This is a genomic window from Dietzia massiliensis (assembly GCF_018390595.1).
Lineage (GTDB): Bacteria > Actinomycetota > Actinomycetes > Mycobacteriales > Mycobacteriaceae > Dietzia > Dietzia massiliensis.
On the sequence record NZ_JAHBAV010000007.1, the window covers coordinates 25,241 to 41,886 of the forward strand.

Below are 16,646 nucleotides of genomic sequence, written 5' to 3' on the forward strand. Positions count from 1 at the left end.
ATGCGGCCATGACCACCCCACGGGACGGCGAGACGATCCGATTCCTGCATTCCGCCGACTGGCAGCTCGGCATGACCCGGCGGTTCCTCGGAGACGAGTCGCAGGCCGTCTACACGGCCGACCGGCTGGCCGCCGTGGAGGCGCTCGGCACGCTCGCGGCCGACCACGGGGCGCGGTTCATCGTGGTGGCCGGCGACGCCTTCGAGGACAACGCGGTGCCGCGGTCGGTCGTCCTGCGCGCGGTCGAGGTCCTGGCGGCGTTCCCGGTGCCGGTGCTGGTGCTGCCCGGCAACCACGATCCGCTGGACGTGTCGTCGGTGTTCCGGTGCCGGGACTTCGCGCCGGCGGTCGAGGGCGGCGGCGTCGTCGTGCTCGACGGCACCGGGCCGGTCGAGGTCGTGCCCGGCGTCGAGGTCGTGGGCGTCCCGTGGACGTCCAAGCGGCCGGATCCCTCCCGACTGCCGGCGTTGGTGGACTCCCTGGAGCCGACGGACGGTCTGCGTGTCCTGGTCGCCCACGGGGGGACGGACGAGATCTACGGAGGTCACTCGCCGTCGGTGGAGGCGATCGCGGTCGCCTCCCTGGAGGAGGCCATCGGGTCGGGTCGGCTGGACTACGTCGCGCTCGGCGACCGACATTCGGTGACCAGGGTGGGCTCCGGTGAACGGATCTGGTTCTCGGGCAGCCCCGAGACCACCGACTTCGACGATGTGGAGACCGACTCGGGCCACGCCCTGCTCGTCGAACTCTCCCGGGCCGCGACCTCGTCGCAGCGGGGCGCCTGCACGGTCACGCCGCTGCGGACGGGACGATGGTCGTTCCACGCGGTCGACGCCCGGATCGACACGGACGCCGATCTCGACGCCCTGGCGGAGCGGATCGAGGCGATGGACGACAAGCCGCGGACGGTGCTCAAACTCGGACTCACGGGCACGGTCGGGGTCGCTCTCCGGGCGCGGATCGACGACCTGCTGGAGACGTGGGACGCGCTGTTCGCCGCCGCCTATCTGAGACAGTCCCGGACCCATCTGGTCGTCCGGGCCGAGGACACGGACTTCACGGACCTGGTCGACGGGTACGCGGGCCGCGCGGTCGCGGATCTCGTCGCAATGGCCGGCTCCGGCGGGGCCGAGGCCGAGGATGCGGGCCACGCCCTCAGTCTGCTGTACCGACTCGTGGACGGAGGAACGCGATGATCCTGCACCGACTCATGCTCGAGGACTTCCGAGGGGTGGTCCGCGAGGAGGTCGAACTGGAACCGCGCGGCGTCCTGGTGATCGAGGGGCCGAACGAATCGGGCAAGACCAGCCTCATGGACGCCCTGGAGATGCTCCTCGAGCACAAAGCGTCGTCCGGCCGCGCGGAGATCAAGGCCGCGAGCCCCGTGGGCAGGGACGTGCCGGTGGTGGTGGAGGCCGAGTTCACGGTCGACGGGCAGCGGATGCGGTACCGCAAGGAGTTCGTCCGCGGAAAGCGGACGTCACTCGAGTTCCCGGGTTCCACGCGCCCGGCGCTGAGCGGTGACGACGCCCACGACCACGTCCGCGACCTGCTGGACCGCCAGGTGGACCGGTCGCTGTGGAAGGCACTGCGGATCGCGCAGGACGAACCACTGGGTCAGGTGGACGCGGCCAAGGGGATGGGCTCTCTGCGCCGCGCCCTGGACGCCGCCGCGGGCGGAGAGGACCCCACGGGTGACGACTCGCTGATGGACCGCGTCGCGGAGGAGCGCAACCGCTACCTGACGGCCCGCCGCGGCGAGCCGACCGGCGAGCTCGCGCGTTCGGAGACGCGGCTCGCCGAGGCCCGCGCCGCCCTGTCCGAGGCGCGGGCACGCCACGCCGAGCTCGACGCCGCGGTAACCGATCACGAGGCTCAGGCGTCCGTCCACCGGGCGCGGCAGGAGTCGCTGACCACGCTGCGCGCGGAGGTCGACAGGCTGGAGGCCGCCGGCCGCGTGGTGGACGAGCTGCGCCGTGCCCGTGCGGCCGCCGACGCCGAACTCGACCGCGCCGTGGCCGCGCACGACGCCGCGTCCGGCGCGCTGCGGGAGCGGCGGGCACTCATCGCGAGGGCCGAGGACGAGCAACGCCGGCACGACGACCTGTCTGCGGCCACGGCAGTGGCCGCAGAGCGGATGGCGCCGGCGCAGGCCCGGGCCGACCGCGCCCGCGCCGAACTGGAGGCAGCCGAGGAACGCGTGTCCCGTGCCCGGGCTCGACTCGACGCCGTCCGGGCGGAGGAGAAACGGGCGCGGAGGCGTGCTGATCTGGAGGGGATCGAGCGCCTGCTGCGGACGCTGGAGACGCTCGGCGAGGAGTTGCGGGGCAAGGAGGCCGACCTGGCCGCGATCGCGGTTCCCGACGGCGCCGTCGAAGCCTGTCGCCGTGCCGAGGACGCGCTCCGGCAGGCCGTCGCCCGGAGTGCGGCCAGCGCGCCCAGGGTGGAGATCGCCGGTGAGGGCGACGTCCGCGTGGCGGGGGAGAGCCTCGATGCGGGGACGGGGTGGACCCGCGACATCGTCGAGGAGACGGTCTTCGAGGTGGGCACGGTCTCCCTCACGGTCGTCCCCGCGGGCGACACAGAGGCGGTCAGGCGGGAGGAGAACGCCGCCCGCGCCGAACGTGACCGGCTCCTCGCCGACCTCGGCGTCGACTCCGTCGAGGAGGCGGATCTGCGTGCACGACGCGCCGAGGGCCTCCGAGCCGAGGTCGCCGCGTTGAGGCGTCGGCGGGCGGACCTGCTCGGCGCCGACACCCCGCAGGATCTCGAGGACCGGCGCGCCGACCTGCGGGCCCTGCTGGCAGACGCGCCGAACCCGGCGGCCGGGGAGGACGGCGGGCCGTCGGCACCCGAGGCCGACGGGGCCGAGAGGGTCGGCGGGTCGACGGCGGACGACGCCGACGGGGCCGGGGACCCGGCGGAGGAGGCCGCGAACGCGGAACAGGCGCTCGCACGATGCCGGGCCGACGACCGCGCCGCGGATGTCGAGGCCGCGACCCTCAGGACCGAGCACGCGACCAAGGCGGCGTTGGCCGCCGAGGCCGCCGGACGGCTCGGCGAGTGCAGAGACGCGCTCAGCGCCGCGAGGGAGGCGGTCTCCGACCGGGATCTGGAGGAGGCTGAGGCGGAGACACGCGAGCACGCACAGTCGGCGCGGGATAAGGCGCAGCAGGCCAGGGCCGCGCTCGAGGACGCGCTCGCCGATGCACCGCCGGACCTGCTCGAGAACGCGCGGGCCTCACTCGCCACACTCGCGGCGGAGGAACGCGACTCCGCCGCGGCGGTGGCGACGGCGCTCGGTCGGGTCAACGCGATCGGCGACCAGGGACGGCTCGAGGCGGTCGCCACTGCGGAGCGCGAGCTGAACGCGGCGGAGCGGGAGAACGCCGCCCTCTGGCGTCGGGCCCGCGCGGCGGACCTACTCCACCGAACGCTCGTCGCCCGGCGCTCCGAGGCGTTGCTCGCCTATCAGGAGCCGTTCCACCGTGCGGTCGTCGAACTGGGGTCGCTCGTCTACGGGCGGGACTTCGACGTCCGGCTCGGTGAGGACCTGACGATCCTGTCCCGGCGGATCGGAGATGTCACAGTGGATTACGAGTCACTGTCCGGTGGAGCGCGGGAGCAGTTGGCGGTGATCGTCCGGATCGCGTGTGCGCGTCTCGTCGGGGACGACGGCGTCCCGGTGTTCCTCGACGACACCATGGGTTACACCGACCCGACACGCAGGCTCACCATGGGAGCGGTCATCGCCGCGGCCGCGGCGACCTCACAGGTGATCGTGCTCACGTGCGACCGGGCGCGCTTCGCCGGCATCGGTGGGGCCCGGACGCACGTGATGCAGCGATCGGGTGCGTCCAACGGGTGAACGCGGACTGATCGAGTGCGGGTGGCGGGGTAGAGCCTGGACACTCGGCGAAGGAACGTCGTGCTGTAATAGTCACATGAGTCAAACACGCTGGTTGAGCGACGATGAGCAGCGCATGTGGCGGCGGTACCGCGACGCCAATCAACTGCTCGAGCTCGCGATGGAACGGCAACTCCAGCGTGACGCCTCGATGTCCCAGTCCGACTACTCGGTACTCGTGAGCCTCAGCGAGGGCAGCGAGCAGGGTTTGCGTGCTCGTGAACTCGGCGCAGCGCTGGGCTGGGACCGCAGCCGGGTCTCCCACCAGGTCCGTCGGATGGAGGGGCGCGGCCTGGTCTCCAAGGGCGAGTGCCCCGAGGACGGTCGCGGCACCGTCGTCACCCTGACCGAGGCCGGCGCCCAGGCGATCGCCGCCGTGGCCCCCAAGCACGTGGAGAAGGTCCGCGAGTTGTTCATCGACGAGCTCACGCCCGAGGAGGTCGGAATCCTCACCGACATCTTCGAAAGGGTCGTGCAGCGCGTCGGGAAGGTAGACGGCATCACCTTGCCGCGGTGACGCCACGGTGACGCCGCGGCAGGGGGCTCATCAGGTGCGCCGCCCACCGGCCCGGCGATTGCCGCGTTGCTCCCGGCGCCCGCCCCGGATAAGTGACAAGCCCTCTCCCTGTCCTGCGTCTATGCAGGCGGGAGAGGGCTTTCCGTCGTGCCCCCGAAGGGAATCGAACCCCTGACCTTTGGTACCGGAAACCAACGCTCTATCCCCTGAGCTACGAGGGCGGGATACCGACCCGCATGGGCCGGAGGCTGTCTCGTGGACCCGCGTGGCGGATCCGGTCGAACAGCGAGACTGATCGTAGCACCGGGCCCGGGCGGACACCGCATCGGGTGTCCTCCGGCCGGGCGACCGACGTGCCCACGGGCTCCGATTCCCGGCTCGACGTGCCGACATCTAGGATGGGCAGACGTGACTCCCGCCGACCTCGCCGCCGTCATCCGCGCCGCCCTCATCGCCGTTCTCACCGAGCGCGGCGCCGACACGTCGGTCGTTCCGGAGACGGTGACCGTCGAGCGGCCCCGCAACCCCGAACACGGCGACTACGCGACCAATGTCGCGCTGCAGCTGGCCAAGAAGATCGGGTCCGCACCGCGGGACCTCGCACAGGCGCTCGCGGACGCGTTGGCGCAGGATCCGGGCATCGCATCGGCGGAGATCGCCGGTCCCGGTTTCCTCAACATCCGGCTCGACTCCGGTGCGCAGGGCTCGCTCGTCGCCACCGTGCTCGAGAAGGGGGAGCGGTACGGCTACGGCGACGCGATGGCCGGCCGACGGGTCAATCTCGAGTTCGTCTCCGCGAACCCCACCGGCCCCATCCACCTGGGCGGCACCCGGTGGGCGGCCGTCGGTGACGCGCTCGGCCGCGTCCTGGAGGCCTCCGGAGCCGAGGTCACCCGCGAGTACTACTTCAACGACCACGGTGCCCAGATCGACCGGTTCAGCCGCTCGCTGGCCGCTGCTGCGCGTGGGGAGGAGACCCCGGAGGACGGGTACGCCGGGGCCTACATCCAGGACATCGCCGCGCAGGTGATGACCGCGCATCCGGGTGTCCTCGACATGCCGGAGGACGAGGCGCTGGAGACCTTCCGCGCGGCCGGGGTCGACCTGATGTTCTCCCACATCAAGAACTCGCTCGCCGAGTTCGGCACCGTCTTTGACGTCTATACCCATGAGAACTCCATGTTCACCTCGGGCGCCGTTGACCGGGCGATCGAGACGCTCAAGGGCAACGGCAACCTGTACGAGTCCGAGGGCGCGTGGTGGCTGCGTTCCACCGCGTTCGGGGACGACAAGGACCGTGTCGTCCTCAAGTCCGACGGCGACGCCGCCTACATCGCCGGCGACATCGCCTACTTCCTCGACAAGCGCGAGCGTGGATTCGACCTGTGCATCTACATGCTGGGCGCCGACCATCACGGGTACATCGCACGACTCAAGGCGGCCGCCGCGGCGTTGGGCGACGACCCGGCGACGATCGAGGTGCTCATCGGCCAGATGGTCAACCTCGTGCGCGACGGCGAACCGGTGAAGATGAGCAAGCGGGCGGGCACGGTCATCACGCTCGACGACCTCGTGGACGCGATCGGTGTCGACGCCGCGCGCTACGCGCTGATCCGCTCCTCGGTCGACCAGACCATGGACATCGACCTGAAGCTGTGGACGTCGGCGACCAACGACAATCCCGTCTTCTACGTTCAGTACGCGCACGCCCGTCTGTGTTCGCTCGCGCGTAACGCGGCCGACCTCGGGGTCACCACGGAGGGCGCGGACCTGGCACTGCTGGTCGAGGACCGCGAGGGCGCCCTCATCCGCACCATCGGCGAGTTCCCCCGGGTCGTCGCCAGCGCCGCGGACCTGCGCGAGCCGCACCGCGTCGCGAGGTACCTCGAGGAACTGGCCGGCGCTTACCACCGCTTCTACGACACCTGCCGGGTCCTGCCGATGGGCGACGAGGAGCCCGGGCCCCTGCACGCGGCCCGGCTCGCGCTGAGCTCGGCGACCCGGCAGACGCTGGCCAACGGCCTCCGCCTCATCGGCGTCACCGCCCCGGAGAGAATGTGAGCGCGCATCCCGCGGGCACCCGACACGAGGTCCCGCACGCCCCCGGTATCGCCGAGCGGCCCGCCGACGCCGACGACCTCATGGCGCTGGCCCCGTCGGTCTGGCCGCGGGGCGCACGTCGACGCGACGACGGCGTCGTCGAGATCGCCGGCGTGCCGGTGACCGACCTGGCCGCCGAGTTCGGCACGCCGCTGTTCGTGATCGACGAGGACGACTTCCGGTCGCGCTGCCGCGAGATGGCCGACGCGTTCGGCGGAGCAGAGCGCGTCCACTACGCGTCCAAGGCGTTCCTCACCACCGAGACGGCCCGATGGGTCGCCGAGGAGGGACTCAGTCTCGACGTCGCCTCGGGGGGCGAGCTGGCCATCGCCCTGCGGGCGGGCTTCCCGCCGGAGCGGATCACCGTGCACGGCAACAACAAGTCGGCCGACGAGCTGCGGTACGCCGTGCGCAGCGGCGTCGCCCACGTGGTGATCGACGCGATGTCGGAGATCGAGCTGCTGGACAGGATCGCCCGCGAGGAGGGTGTGGTCCAGGACGTGTTCATCCGCGTCACCGTCGGCGTCGAGGCCCACACCCACGAGTTCATCGCCACCGCGCACGAGGACCAGAAGTTCGGTTTCTCTCTCGCCGGCGGCGCGGCGATGGAGGCGGTCCGCGCCGTCTTCGCCGCGTCGCACATCCGGCTCACCGGCCTGCACAGCCACATCGGTTCGCAGATCTTCGACATCGACGGCTTCGAGCTCGCGGCCCGCCGGGTCATCGGACTCCTGCGCGACATCGTCGACGAGTTCGGCACGGAACGCACCGCTCAGCTCGATCACCTCGACCTCGGCGGAGGACTGGGGATCAGCTACGTCCCCTCGGACGATCCGCCTCCTGTGGCCAGGCTCGCCGCCTCCCTCCGCGAGATCGTCGAGGGCTTCGCGCGTGACGCGCGGCTGACCCCTCCGACCCTGGTCGTCGAGCCCGGCCGCGCCATCGCCGGTCCCGGGACGGTCACCGTGTACGAGGTCGGTGTGGTCAAGGACGTCGACCTCGCCGGGGGCGAGCAGAGGCGGTACATCAGCGTCGACGGCGGCATGAGCGACAACATCCGCACGGCCCTCTACGACGCCGTCTACGACGCCCGGCTCGTGGGTCGTGCCTCGGGTGCCGAACCGGTCGTGTCCCGGCTCGTGGGCAAACACTGCGAGAGCGGTGACGTGGTGGTCCGCGACCTGTGGATGCCGGAGGACGCCGGCCCCGGCGACCTGGTGGCCGTCGCGGCCACCGGCGCGTACTGCTACTCCATGTCGAGCCGCTACAACCTGATCGGGCGTCCCGCGGTGGTCGCGGTGCGCGACGGGCGGGCACGACTGATGCTGCGCCGTGAGACCCTGGACGATCTGACGAGCCTGGAGGTGGGACAGTGAGCGACGTAACCGCGTCGGGCGTGCGACCCGTGGGAGTGGCGGTGCTCGGAATGGGCACCGTCGGATCCGAGGTCATCCGCTACATGACCGAGAACGCCGAGGCGCTGGCCGCCCGCATCGGGGCGCCCCTGGTCCTGCGCGGCGTCGCCGTCCGTGACCTGACCAAGGACCGCGGACTGGACCCGGATCTGCTCACCGCGGACCCGGCCTCGCTCGTCTCGCGCGAGGACGTCGACATCGTCGTCGAGCTCATGGGCGGCATCGACCTCCCACGTCCCCTCCTGCTCGAGGCGCTGCGTCACGGCAAGGCCGTGGTGACCGCGAACAAGGCGCTGCTCGCCGAGTACACCGACGAGCTGGCCGAGGCCGCGGACTCGACGCACACCGACCTGTACTTCGAGGCGGCCGTCGCCGGCGCGATCCCCGTCATCGGGCCGCTGCGTCGGTCGATGGCCGGCGACCAGGTCGAGCGCGTGGTGGGCATCGTCAACGGCACCACCAACTACATCCTGTCGGAGATGGGCTCGACCGGCGCGGACTACTCGGAGACGCTCGCCGAGGCCTCGCGGCTGGGTTACGCCGAGGCGGACCCGACGGCGGACGTCGAAGGCTACGACGCCGCGGCGAAGGCCGCCATCCTCGCCTCGATCGCCTTCCACAGTCGCGTGACCGCCGGGGACGTCTACCGCGAGGGCATCTCGCGCATCTCGCCCGACGATTTCGAGTCCGCGCGTGACATGGACTGCACCATCAAGTTGCTGGCGATCTGCGAGAAGCTGCGTCAGAGCGACGGCTCGGAGGCCGTCTCGGCGCGCGTGTACCCGGCCCTGCTACCGAACAGCCACCCGCTGGCCGCGGTCAACGGCGCGTTCAACGCGGTCGTGGTGGAGGCCCAGGCCGCCGGTCGCCTCATGTTCTACGGTCAGGGCGCGGGCGGCGCGCCCACGGCCTCCGCCGTGCTCGGCGACATGGTCGCGGCCGCACGCAACAAGGCCGGCGCGGGGCGGGCCCCCGGGGAGTCGACGTACGCCGCCCTGCCGGTGGCGAACATGGACGAGATCTCGACCCGGTACCACGTGCGCATGCGGGTCGCGGACAAGCCGGGTGTGCTCGCGCAGGTGGCCACTGAGTTCTCCACGCACGGGGTCTCGATCGCCCAGGTGCGCCAGACCGAGGTCGAGGTGCCCGACGCCGCGACCGAGGACGTCGAGCCGACCGCCGAGATCACCGTTCTGACCCACCTGGCCACCGAGCGCGCTCTGGCGGACACCGTCTCCGCGCTGTCGGATCAGGACGCGGTCACCGCCATCACCAGCGTCATCCGTCTCGAGGGAGTGGACACCGAATGAGCAACACCCACCAGCCCGTGCACCGCCGGTGGCCCGGCCTCATCGAGGCCTACCGCGATCGCCTGCCGATCGGTTCCGACTGGGAGCCGGTGACGCTGTACGAGGGCGGCACCCCGCTCATCCACGCCACCCATCTGTCCGCGGTGACCGGGTGCGAGGTGTACCTCAAGGTCGAGGGCCTCAACCCGACCGGCTCGTTCAAGGACCGCGGCATGACCATGGCGGTCACCGACGCGAAGGCACGGGGCCAGAAGGCGGTGCTGTGCGCGTCGACGGGTAACACGTCGGCGTCCGCGGCGGCGTACGCGACCCGGGCCGGCATGGGCTGCGCGGTGCTCATCCCGCAGGGCAAGATCGCCGCCGGCAAGCTCGCCCAGGCGGTCATGCACGGTGCGACGATCATCCAGGTCGACGGCAACTTCGACGACTGCCTCGAGCTGGCACGCAAGACCACCGCCACCTACGCGGAGATCGGGCTCGTCAACTCGGTGAACCCGGTGCGTATCGAGGGACAGAAGACCGCGGCGTTCGAGATCGTCGACGTCCTCGGCCGCGCGCCCGACCTGCACTTCCTGCCCGTCGGCAACGCGGGCAACATCACCGCGTACTGGAAGGGCTACACCGAGTACCACGCCGACGGCGTCATCTCGACCCGGCCGCGGATGATGGGCGTGCAGGCCGCGGGTGCGGCACCGCTCGTCGACGGCGCGCCGGTCAAGGACCCGGAGACCATCGCCACCGCCATCCGGATCGGCGCCCCGGCGTCGTGGGACGGCGCCGTGGCGGCGCGGGACGAGTCCGGTGGCACGTTCCGCAAGCGCACGGACGAGCAGATCCTCGAGGCGTACCGCACGGTGGCCGGCAAGGACGGCGTCTACGTCGAGCCCGCCTCGGCCGCGTCGGTGGCGGGCCTGCTCGACGCCCACGCGAACGGCGAACTCGAGGCCGGGCAGACCATTGTGTGCACGGTGACCGGTAACGGTCTCAAGGACCCGGACACGGCGCTGCTGGGCATGCCCGAGGTCGAGCCCGTGCCGGTGGATCCCTCCGCGGTGGCCGGCGCCCTCGGTCTGCAGTGAGCGACGTGGACGGCTCCGGCCCGGAGGTCTTCGGCAGTTCGGGCGGGCGTATCCTGCCGGTCGGTCGGACGGTGACGATCGAGGTCCCCGCCTCGAGCGCGAACCTCGGGCCCGGGTTCGACGCGCTCGGTGTCGCGCTCGGCCTGTACGACACCATCACGGTGACCGTCATCGCCTCGGGTCTCGAGCTCGAGGTCTCTGGGGAGGGTGCGGGCCAGGTGCCCGAGGACGCCTCCCACCTGGTGGCCAAGGCCGTGGAGGCGGGGCTCCGCGCGGGCGGCGTCGGAGCGCCTGGCGTCCGGATCTCGTGTTCCAACGCCATCCCGCACTCGCGTGGTCTCGGATCGTCGGCCTCGGCCGCGGTCGGGGGACTGGTGGCGGCGAACGGGCTGATGGACGGTGCGCTGTCCACCGACCATCTCGTGCAACTGGCGAGTGAGTTCGAGGGCCATCCGGACAACGCCGCGGCGAGTGTCCTGGGCGGCGTCGTGGTCTCGTGGACAGAGCGGTCGACCGACGGCGTCCACTACCGGGCCGTGCGCATGGAGGTCGACCCGTCGATCGTGGCGACCGTGCTGGTGCCGTCGGAGACGTCCTCGACCGCCCAGACCCGGGGTCTGCTGCCGGCGACCGTCCCGCATGAGGACGCGGCGTTCAACGCGAGCCGCGCCGCACTCATGTCGGTCGCCCTGGCGTCCCACCCCGAACACCTGCTGGCCGCGACCGAGGACCGGTTGCACCAGTCGTACCGCGCGCCGGCCCTGGTCGGCACCACCGAGTGGGTCACGCGGCTCCGCGAGCGCGGGTTGGCCGCGACGGTGTCCGGTGCGGGCCCGACCGTGTTGGTGCTCGGCACCGGCGCGCTCCCCGAGGATCTGCGGGAGCTGGCGGAGCGGCAGGGGTGGACGGTCCGGGACCTGGAGATCGCGGACGGCGCCCGCGTCGTGGCGGCCGGCTGACCGGCGTCAGCGCGGTGCGATCGTCGTGACCTGGTAGTCGCCCGCGGCGTGGCGGGCGCGGATCCGGATCTTGTCGAACTTTCCGACGGTGGTCTGGGGGATGTGGTCGACGAACGCCCAGTGATCGGGGCGTTTCCACGGCTCGACGAGCCCGTCGAGCCCGTCCCACAGCGAGCGGGCGGTCGCGGTGGCGCCGGCCTTGAGGCGGACCAGCACGAGGGGCCGGTTGCCCCAGCGTTCGTCCGGCACGCCGACGACCGCGACCTCCGCGACCCGGTCGTCCCGCAGCACCGCGTGCTCGAGTTCGACGGTCGAGATCAGCTCTCCCCCGGAGGCGATGATGTCGTCGACCCGGTCGACCACGTCGAGGTAGCCCCTCGGCGAGATGGTGCCCACGTCGCCGGTGCGTAGCCACCCGTCGACGAACCGGTCGGACGCCTCGTCCCCGAGGTATCCGGCGGTGACCCACGGTCCGCGGATCTGGAGTTCGCCGGCGGACCACCCGTCGTTCGGCTGCACCCGGTCGCCGTCGACGAGGCGGGCCTGGACGCCGGCGGGGAACCTGCCCTGGCCGAGCATCTGTGCGCGTCGGTAGGTGGCCGACGAGTGCGGATCCGGGCGGGCGAACGTGGCGATCGGGCTGGATTCGGTGAGGCCGTAGGCCTGCATGATCGTGACGCCGTGGCGCTTGACGAACGCGTCGAACAGCGCCTCGGGCACGGGGGAACCGCCGACGAGGACCTCGCTGAGGTGGCCGACCTGCTGGGGGTTCGTCTCGAGGCGTTGGAGGAGACGTTGGAGAGTGGCGGGTGTGGTCGCCATCTTGTTGGGTCGGTAGGTGCCGAGGAGTCCGGCGACGTCGGCGCCGGTGCTCATCACCTTTCCCGGGCGCGGCCTGGCGGTGATGACGCCCGCGCCGGACATGAACGCCGCGTAGGGGAGTCCCCACGACATGACGTGGTACATGGGGATGGTGGTCAGGACGGTGTCGCCGCTGCGCAGCGCCGCGCTCTCGGCCATGCACATCTGCATGGAGTGGAGCCAGATGGACCGGTGGGTGTAGGCGACGCCCTTGGAGGCGCCGGTGGTGCCCGACGTGTAGGCGATGGCCGCCGCGGAGCGCTCGTCGAGTTCGGGCCACGGGTAGGTGGTGGGTTGCCCGTCGAGGAGGGCCTCGAGGGCGTGGACCTCGGCGCGCAGGTCACCGGGGGCGGAGGTGACGGTGGCGTCGACGACGACGAGGTGGCGCAGCGTCTCGACCTGTGCGGCAACGGCGTACGCCGAGGGGAGCAGTTCGGGATCGACCAGGATCACCTCGACCCGGTTGTCCCTCAGGGCGGAGAGGATGAAGTCCTGGGAACGGAGGATGTTCACGGGGAGTGCGACGGCGCCCATGGCCGGCAGCGCGAACATGAACTCGACGACCTCCGTGCGGGCGCCGGAGAGGATGCCCACCACGTCGCCGGGGCGCACGTCGAGGCCGGCGAGCGCGTGTGCGGTGGCGGCGGCGCGGGAGGCGACGACGTCGAAGCGGACGGGCCGTGGCTCGAGGTCGCCGACGAATCCGGTGACGGTGGAACCGCCGTGTCGCTCGGCGGCGTGCTCGAGGATGCGGGAGACGAGCAACGGCGTGTCCGCCATGGTTCCGAACACGGTCACCTCCACGTCGTGCGCCCTCCGGTGTGGTGTACGTTACCGGCCCGGGAGACCGCCCCTCACGCCGGTCGCGACCCGCGCGAGGGGGATGTGCGCGAGATCGGCATCCGGGTAGTATGCTGGTCCTCAGTCACGGGCGCCCGGTCGTCCCCGCGTCCCGAGTCATCCCACTTCCATTCCCGCCGCAGCAGGTCGGTATGGCGTGGGTCGGTCTCGGTCGGAGCGGCCGATCGGCGAGTGGCATACAGGGATCCCCCGCATCGGGCGGTTCTCCCCTCGCGTGGATCCCCCTCAGACGAAAGACCCGTGCCCGGCCATGGTGCCGGTGCGGAAGGCCCACGTGGCCACCCCGGGACGCCGAGTCCGCTTCCCGGACACCTGCTCGATGCGAGGCGGAACACACCGCCCCGGCCCCGGGCCCAGAAAGGATCCTTGTGACCTCGACGGACACCACTTCCACCCCGCCCCAGGGTGCCGCGCTGTCGGCGATGCGACTGCCCGAGCTCAAGGCACTGGCGCAGCAGATGGGCCTCAAGGGCCTCTCGGGTAAGCGCAAAGGCGACCTCGTCGCGATGATCGAAGGCGCGCGAGGCGGCCGCCCCGCTCAGTCCGACGCGCCGCGCCGTGCCGAGACCCCGCGTCAGGCCGAGACCCCGCGCCGGGCAGAGACCCCGCGCCGGGCGGAGACCCCGCGCGAAGCCGAGGCGACGAGCCGGGCAGACGCACCGCAGCAGACGGACGCGCCCCGCCGCGCGGAGGAACAGGCGCGGTCCGAGTCTCCCTCGGCCGATGAATCGGCACCGTCGACCGGCGCGGGTCGCCGGGGACGCGGCAACCGCGCGGACAACGCGGGGGAGAAGGCGCGCAACGGCGCCGACGGCGGCGAGTCGGCACCGGCGGGCGACGAGGGCGGCTCCCAGGGCGACGGACGCGCCCAGGGCGACCGGTCGCGCCGCGAGGACGGCAGCCGCGGTGGTCAGCGGCAGGGGCGCGGTCAGCAGAACCGCGACCAGGACACCCGTGACCAGCAGGGCGGCCGCAGCGACCGCGGCAGCCAGGGCGGCCGGAACAACCAGGGTGGCCGCAACGACCAGAACGACCAGGGCGGCCGGAACAACCAGGGTGGTCGCAACGACCAGAACGATCAGGGCGGCCGGAACAACCAGGGTGGTCGCAACGACCAGGGTGGTCGCAGCGACCAGGGTGGTCGCAGCGACCAGGACGGTCAGAGCAACCGGAACGACCAGGGCGGCCAGGACGGCGGCGACAACGGCCCCCGTGGCGACGGCCAGAACCGCGACGACGATGGCGGCGGGGGCCGCGGTCGTCGTGGTCGCCGCCGTCGCGAGCGCAACCGTGGCGGCAACCGCCCGGCCGAGGGTGAGACCGAGGTGCGGGAGGACGACGTCCTCCAGCCGGTCGCGGGCATTCTCGACGTCCTCGACAACTACGCCTTTGTCCGCACCTCCGGATACCTCGCCGGCAACAACGACGTCTACGTGTCGATGAACATGATCCGTCGCTACGGGTTGCGTCGCGGTGACGCGATCACCGGCGCGGTCAAGATGCCCCGTGACGGGCAGTCCGACGGACAGTACGACGGTCCGGGCGGCGGCCAGGGTGGCGGCCGCGGTGGCGGACAGGGTGGCAAGAACCGGGCGAAGTTCAATCCGCTCGCCCGCATCGACACGGTCAACGGCGGCCCGGCGGACCAGGCCCGCCAGCGTCCGGAGTTCTCCAAGCTCACCCCGCTGTACCCCAACCAGCGGCTGCGGCTCGAGACGGAGAAGAACATCATCTCCACCCGCGTGATCGACCTGATCATGCCGATCGGCAAGGGGCAGCGCGCCCTCATCGTGTCGCCGCCGAAGGCCGGTAAGACCACGATCCTGCAGAACATCGCCAACGCGATCGCCACGAACAATCCCGAATGCCACCTCATGGTCGTGCTCGTCGACGAGCGACCGGAGGAGGTCACCGACATGCAGAGGTCGGTCAAGGGCGAGGTCATCGCCTCCACCTTCGACCGTCCGCCGTCAGACCACACCCAGGTCGCAGAGCTCGCGATCGAGCGTGCGAAGCGGCTGGTGGAGCTGGGCCAGGACGTGGTCGTCCTCCTCGACTCGATCACGCGTCTCGGTCGCGCCTACAACAACTCGTCCCCGGCCTCGGGGCGCATCCTGTCCGGCGGTGTCGACTCGACCGCCCTGTACCCGCCCAAGCGGTTCCTCGGCGCGGCACGCAACATCGAGAACGGCGGGTCCCTGACAATCATCGCGACCGCGATGGTCGAGACCGGCTCGGCCGGTGACACCGTGATCTTCGAGGAGTTCAAGGGCACCGGCAACGCCGAGCTCAAGCTGGACCGTCGGATCGCCGAGCGCCGGGTCTTCCCCGCCGTCGACGTCGGCCCCTCGGGCACCCGCAAGGAGGAGCTGCTCATGAGCCCCGAGGAGGCGGGCATCATGCACAAGCTCCGCCGGGTGCTCTCGGGTCTGGACACCCACCAGGCCATCGACCTGCTCATGTCGCAGCTGCGCAAGACCAACACCAACTACGAGTTCCTGTTGCAGGTGGCCAAGACGACGCCCACGCTGCCGCAGGACGAGGAGTGACCCAGGGCGCGGGACGGTCGCCGTCCTCGATCGACGACGTCCTGTCCGAGTACGGGGGCCTCGAGGCGCAGCTGTCCGACCCGACGTTGCACGAGGACGCGGCCGCCGCGCGCCGGGTCGGCAAGCGGTTCGCCGAGTTGACCCCGATCGTGCAGTGTCACCGCGCGCTGGTCTCGACGCGCGACGACGCCGCCGCGGCCCGCGAGCTCGCGGGGGACGACTCGTCGTTCGCCGAGGAAGCCGACCGTCTCGACGCCGAGGCCGCCGAGCTCGAGGCACGACTGGCGGACCTCCTCGCGCCCCGCGACCCGCACGACGCCGACGACGTGGTCATGGAGATCAAGTCCGGCGAAGGCGGTGAGGAGTCCGCGCTGTTCGCAGCCGACCTGGCGCGCATGTACACGCGGTACGCCGAGAAGCACGGGTGGATCGTCGAGGTCCTCGGCGTCACCGAGTCCGACCTCGGCGGCTACAAGGACGCATCGTTCTCCATCCGCTCCCGCCAGCCGTCCCGCGACGGGGTCTGGTCGCGACTGAAGTTCGAGGGCGGCGTGCACCGGGTGCAGCGGGTGCCCGTCACCGAGTCGCAGGGACGTGTCCACACCTCGGCCGCCGGGGTGCTGGTCTTCCCGGAGCCGGAGGACGTCGGCCCGGTGGAGATCGACGAGTCGGATCTGCGGATCGACGTCTACCGCTCGTCCGGCAAGGGCGGGCAGGGCGTCAACACCACGGACTCCGCGGTGCGCATCACCCATCTGCCCACCGGCACGGTCGTCACGTGTCAGAACGAGCGCAGCCAGTTGCAGAACAAGCAGCGCGCACTCCAGGTGCTCGCCGCGCGGCTGCAGGCCGCCGCGGAGGAGGCCGCCGGGGCGGAGGCGGCGGAGGGGCGGGCCAGCCAGGTCCGCACCGTCGACCGCTCGGAGCGCATCCGCACCTACAACTACCCGGAGAACCGCATCGCCGACCACCGGGTCGGGTTCAAGGCCCACAATCTCGACGCCGTGCTGGACGGCGACCTCGACGCGGTGCTCGACGCGCTCGCCGCCGAGGAGCGCCGTCGCCGCATGGAACAGGCCTAGCCCCGT

General features: G+C 71.7%; 11 protein-coding genes and 1 tRNA gene. 10 read left to right on the forward strand and 2 right to left on the reverse strand.

Annotated elements, in window-relative coordinates:
* The first annotated feature begins 8 nt into the window (after window positions 1-8).
* The 3 genes from KHA85_RS03180 to KHA85_RS03190 all read left to right on the forward strand — a co-directional run bounded on the left by KHA85_RS03180 (window position 9) and on the right by KHA85_RS03190 (window position 4,424).
* Window positions 9-1,196, forward strand: coding sequence for a metallophosphoesterase family protein (locus KHA85_RS03180; protein WP_213184784.1), 1,188 nt, complete (start codon window positions 9-11; stop codon window positions 1,194-1,196).
* Window positions 1,193-3,868, forward strand: coding sequence for an AAA family ATPase (locus KHA85_RS03185; RefSeq protein WP_213184785.1), 2,676 nt, complete (start codon window positions 1,193-1,195; stop codon window positions 3,866-3,868). The genes KHA85_RS03180 and KHA85_RS03185 overlap by 4 nt, the downstream gene beginning before the upstream one ends.
* A gap of 76 nt (window positions 3,869-3,944) precedes the next feature.
* Complete coding sequence (locus KHA85_RS03190) at window positions 3,945-4,424, forward strand: MarR family winged helix-turn-helix transcriptional regulator (RefSeq protein WP_236885102.1); 480 nt, start codon at window positions 3,945-3,947, stop codon at window positions 4,422-4,424.
* Window positions 4,425-4,572: 148 nt separating this feature from the next.
* Here the strand turns inward: KHA85_RS03190 and KHA85_RS03195 are convergent.
* Window positions 4,573-4,645 (reverse strand) — tRNA-Arg (locus KHA85_RS03195).
* Window positions 4,646-4,832: 187 nt separating this feature from the next.
* On the opposite strand from KHA85_RS03195, the gene argS reads away from it, so the two are divergent.
* The 5 genes from argS to thrB are packed head-to-tail and all read left to right on the forward strand — an operon-like array spanning window position 4,833 to window position 11,287.
* Window positions 4,833-6,485 (forward strand): arginine--tRNA ligase, encoded by a 1,653-nt coding sequence (gene argS, locus KHA85_RS03200; protein WP_213184786.1) that lies wholly within the window; start codon window positions 4,833-4,835, stop codon window positions 6,483-6,485.
* Window positions 6,482-7,900 carry a diaminopimelate decarboxylase gene (gene lysA, locus KHA85_RS03205; RefSeq protein ID WP_213184787.1) on the forward strand — a complete coding sequence of 473 codons (1,419 nt, stop codon included), beginning with the start codon at window positions 6,482-6,484 and terminating at the stop codon, window positions 7,898-7,900. Before argS ends, lysA begins: the two co-directional genes overlap by 4 nt.
* Window positions 7,897-9,249 carry a homoserine dehydrogenase gene (locus tag KHA85_RS03210; RefSeq protein ID WP_213184788.1) on the forward strand — a complete coding sequence of 451 codons (1,353 nt, stop codon included), beginning with the start codon at window positions 7,897-7,899 and terminating at the stop codon, window positions 9,247-9,249. The genes lysA and KHA85_RS03210 overlap by 4 nt, the downstream gene beginning before the upstream one ends.
* On the forward strand, window positions 9,246-10,328 hold the full coding sequence (gene thrC / locus KHA85_RS03215) for a threonine synthase (protein WP_070721954.1): 1,083 nt from the start codon (window positions 9,246-9,248) through the stop codon (window positions 10,326-10,328). The genes KHA85_RS03210 and thrC overlap by 4 nt, the downstream gene beginning before the upstream one ends.
* Complete coding sequence (gene thrB, locus KHA85_RS03220) at window positions 10,325-11,287, forward strand: homoserine kinase (RefSeq protein ID WP_213184789.1); 963 nt, start codon at window positions 10,325-10,327, stop codon at window positions 11,285-11,287. The genes thrC and thrB overlap by 4 nt, the downstream gene beginning before the upstream one ends.
* Before the next feature lie 6 nt (window positions 11,288-11,293).
* On the opposite strand, the gene KHA85_RS03225 is transcribed toward thrB, so the two are convergent.
* Complete coding sequence (locus tag KHA85_RS03225; RefSeq protein WP_308936844.1) at window positions 11,294-12,946, reverse strand: AMP-binding protein; 1,653 nt, start codon at window positions 12,944-12,946, stop codon at window positions 11,294-11,296.
* A 431-nt stretch (window positions 12,947-13,377) separates the two neighbouring features.
* Between KHA85_RS03225 and rho the strand changes: the two genes are divergently transcribed.
* Together rho and prfA are read left to right on the forward strand one after the other, a co-directional pair.
* A complete protein-coding gene (gene rho, locus KHA85_RS03230; RefSeq protein WP_438802040.1) occupies window positions 13,378-15,558 on the forward strand; it encodes a transcription termination factor Rho in 2,181 nt (726 codons plus the stop codon).
* Window positions 15,555-16,640: a peptide chain release factor 1 gene (gene prfA / locus KHA85_RS03235; RefSeq protein ID WP_061227663.1), complete on the forward strand. Its 1,086-nt coding sequence runs from the start codon at window positions 15,555-15,557 to the stop codon at window positions 16,638-16,640. The genes rho and prfA overlap by 4 nt, the downstream gene beginning before the upstream one ends.
* The last annotated feature ends 6 nt before the right edge of the window (window positions 16,641-16,646 follow it).

What these genes read in the sequence shown, in the direction of transcription:
- thrC (WP_070721954.1), top strand. Translation starts at nt 9,246, where the DNA reads ATGAGCAACACCCACCAGCCCGTGCACCGCCGGTGGCCCGGCCTCATC.
- KHA85_RS03180 (WP_213184784.1), top strand. Translation starts at nt 9, where the DNA reads ATGACCACCCCACGGGACGGCGAGACGATCCGATTCCTGCATTCCGCC.
- KHA85_RS03185 (WP_213184785.1), top strand. Translation starts at nt 1,193, where the DNA reads ATGATCCTGCACCGACTCATGCTCGAGGACTTCCGAGGGGTGGTCCGC.
- KHA85_RS03190 (WP_236885102.1), top strand. Translation starts at nt 3,945, where the DNA reads ATGAGTCAAACACGCTGGTTGAGCGACGATGAGCAGCGCATGTGGCGG.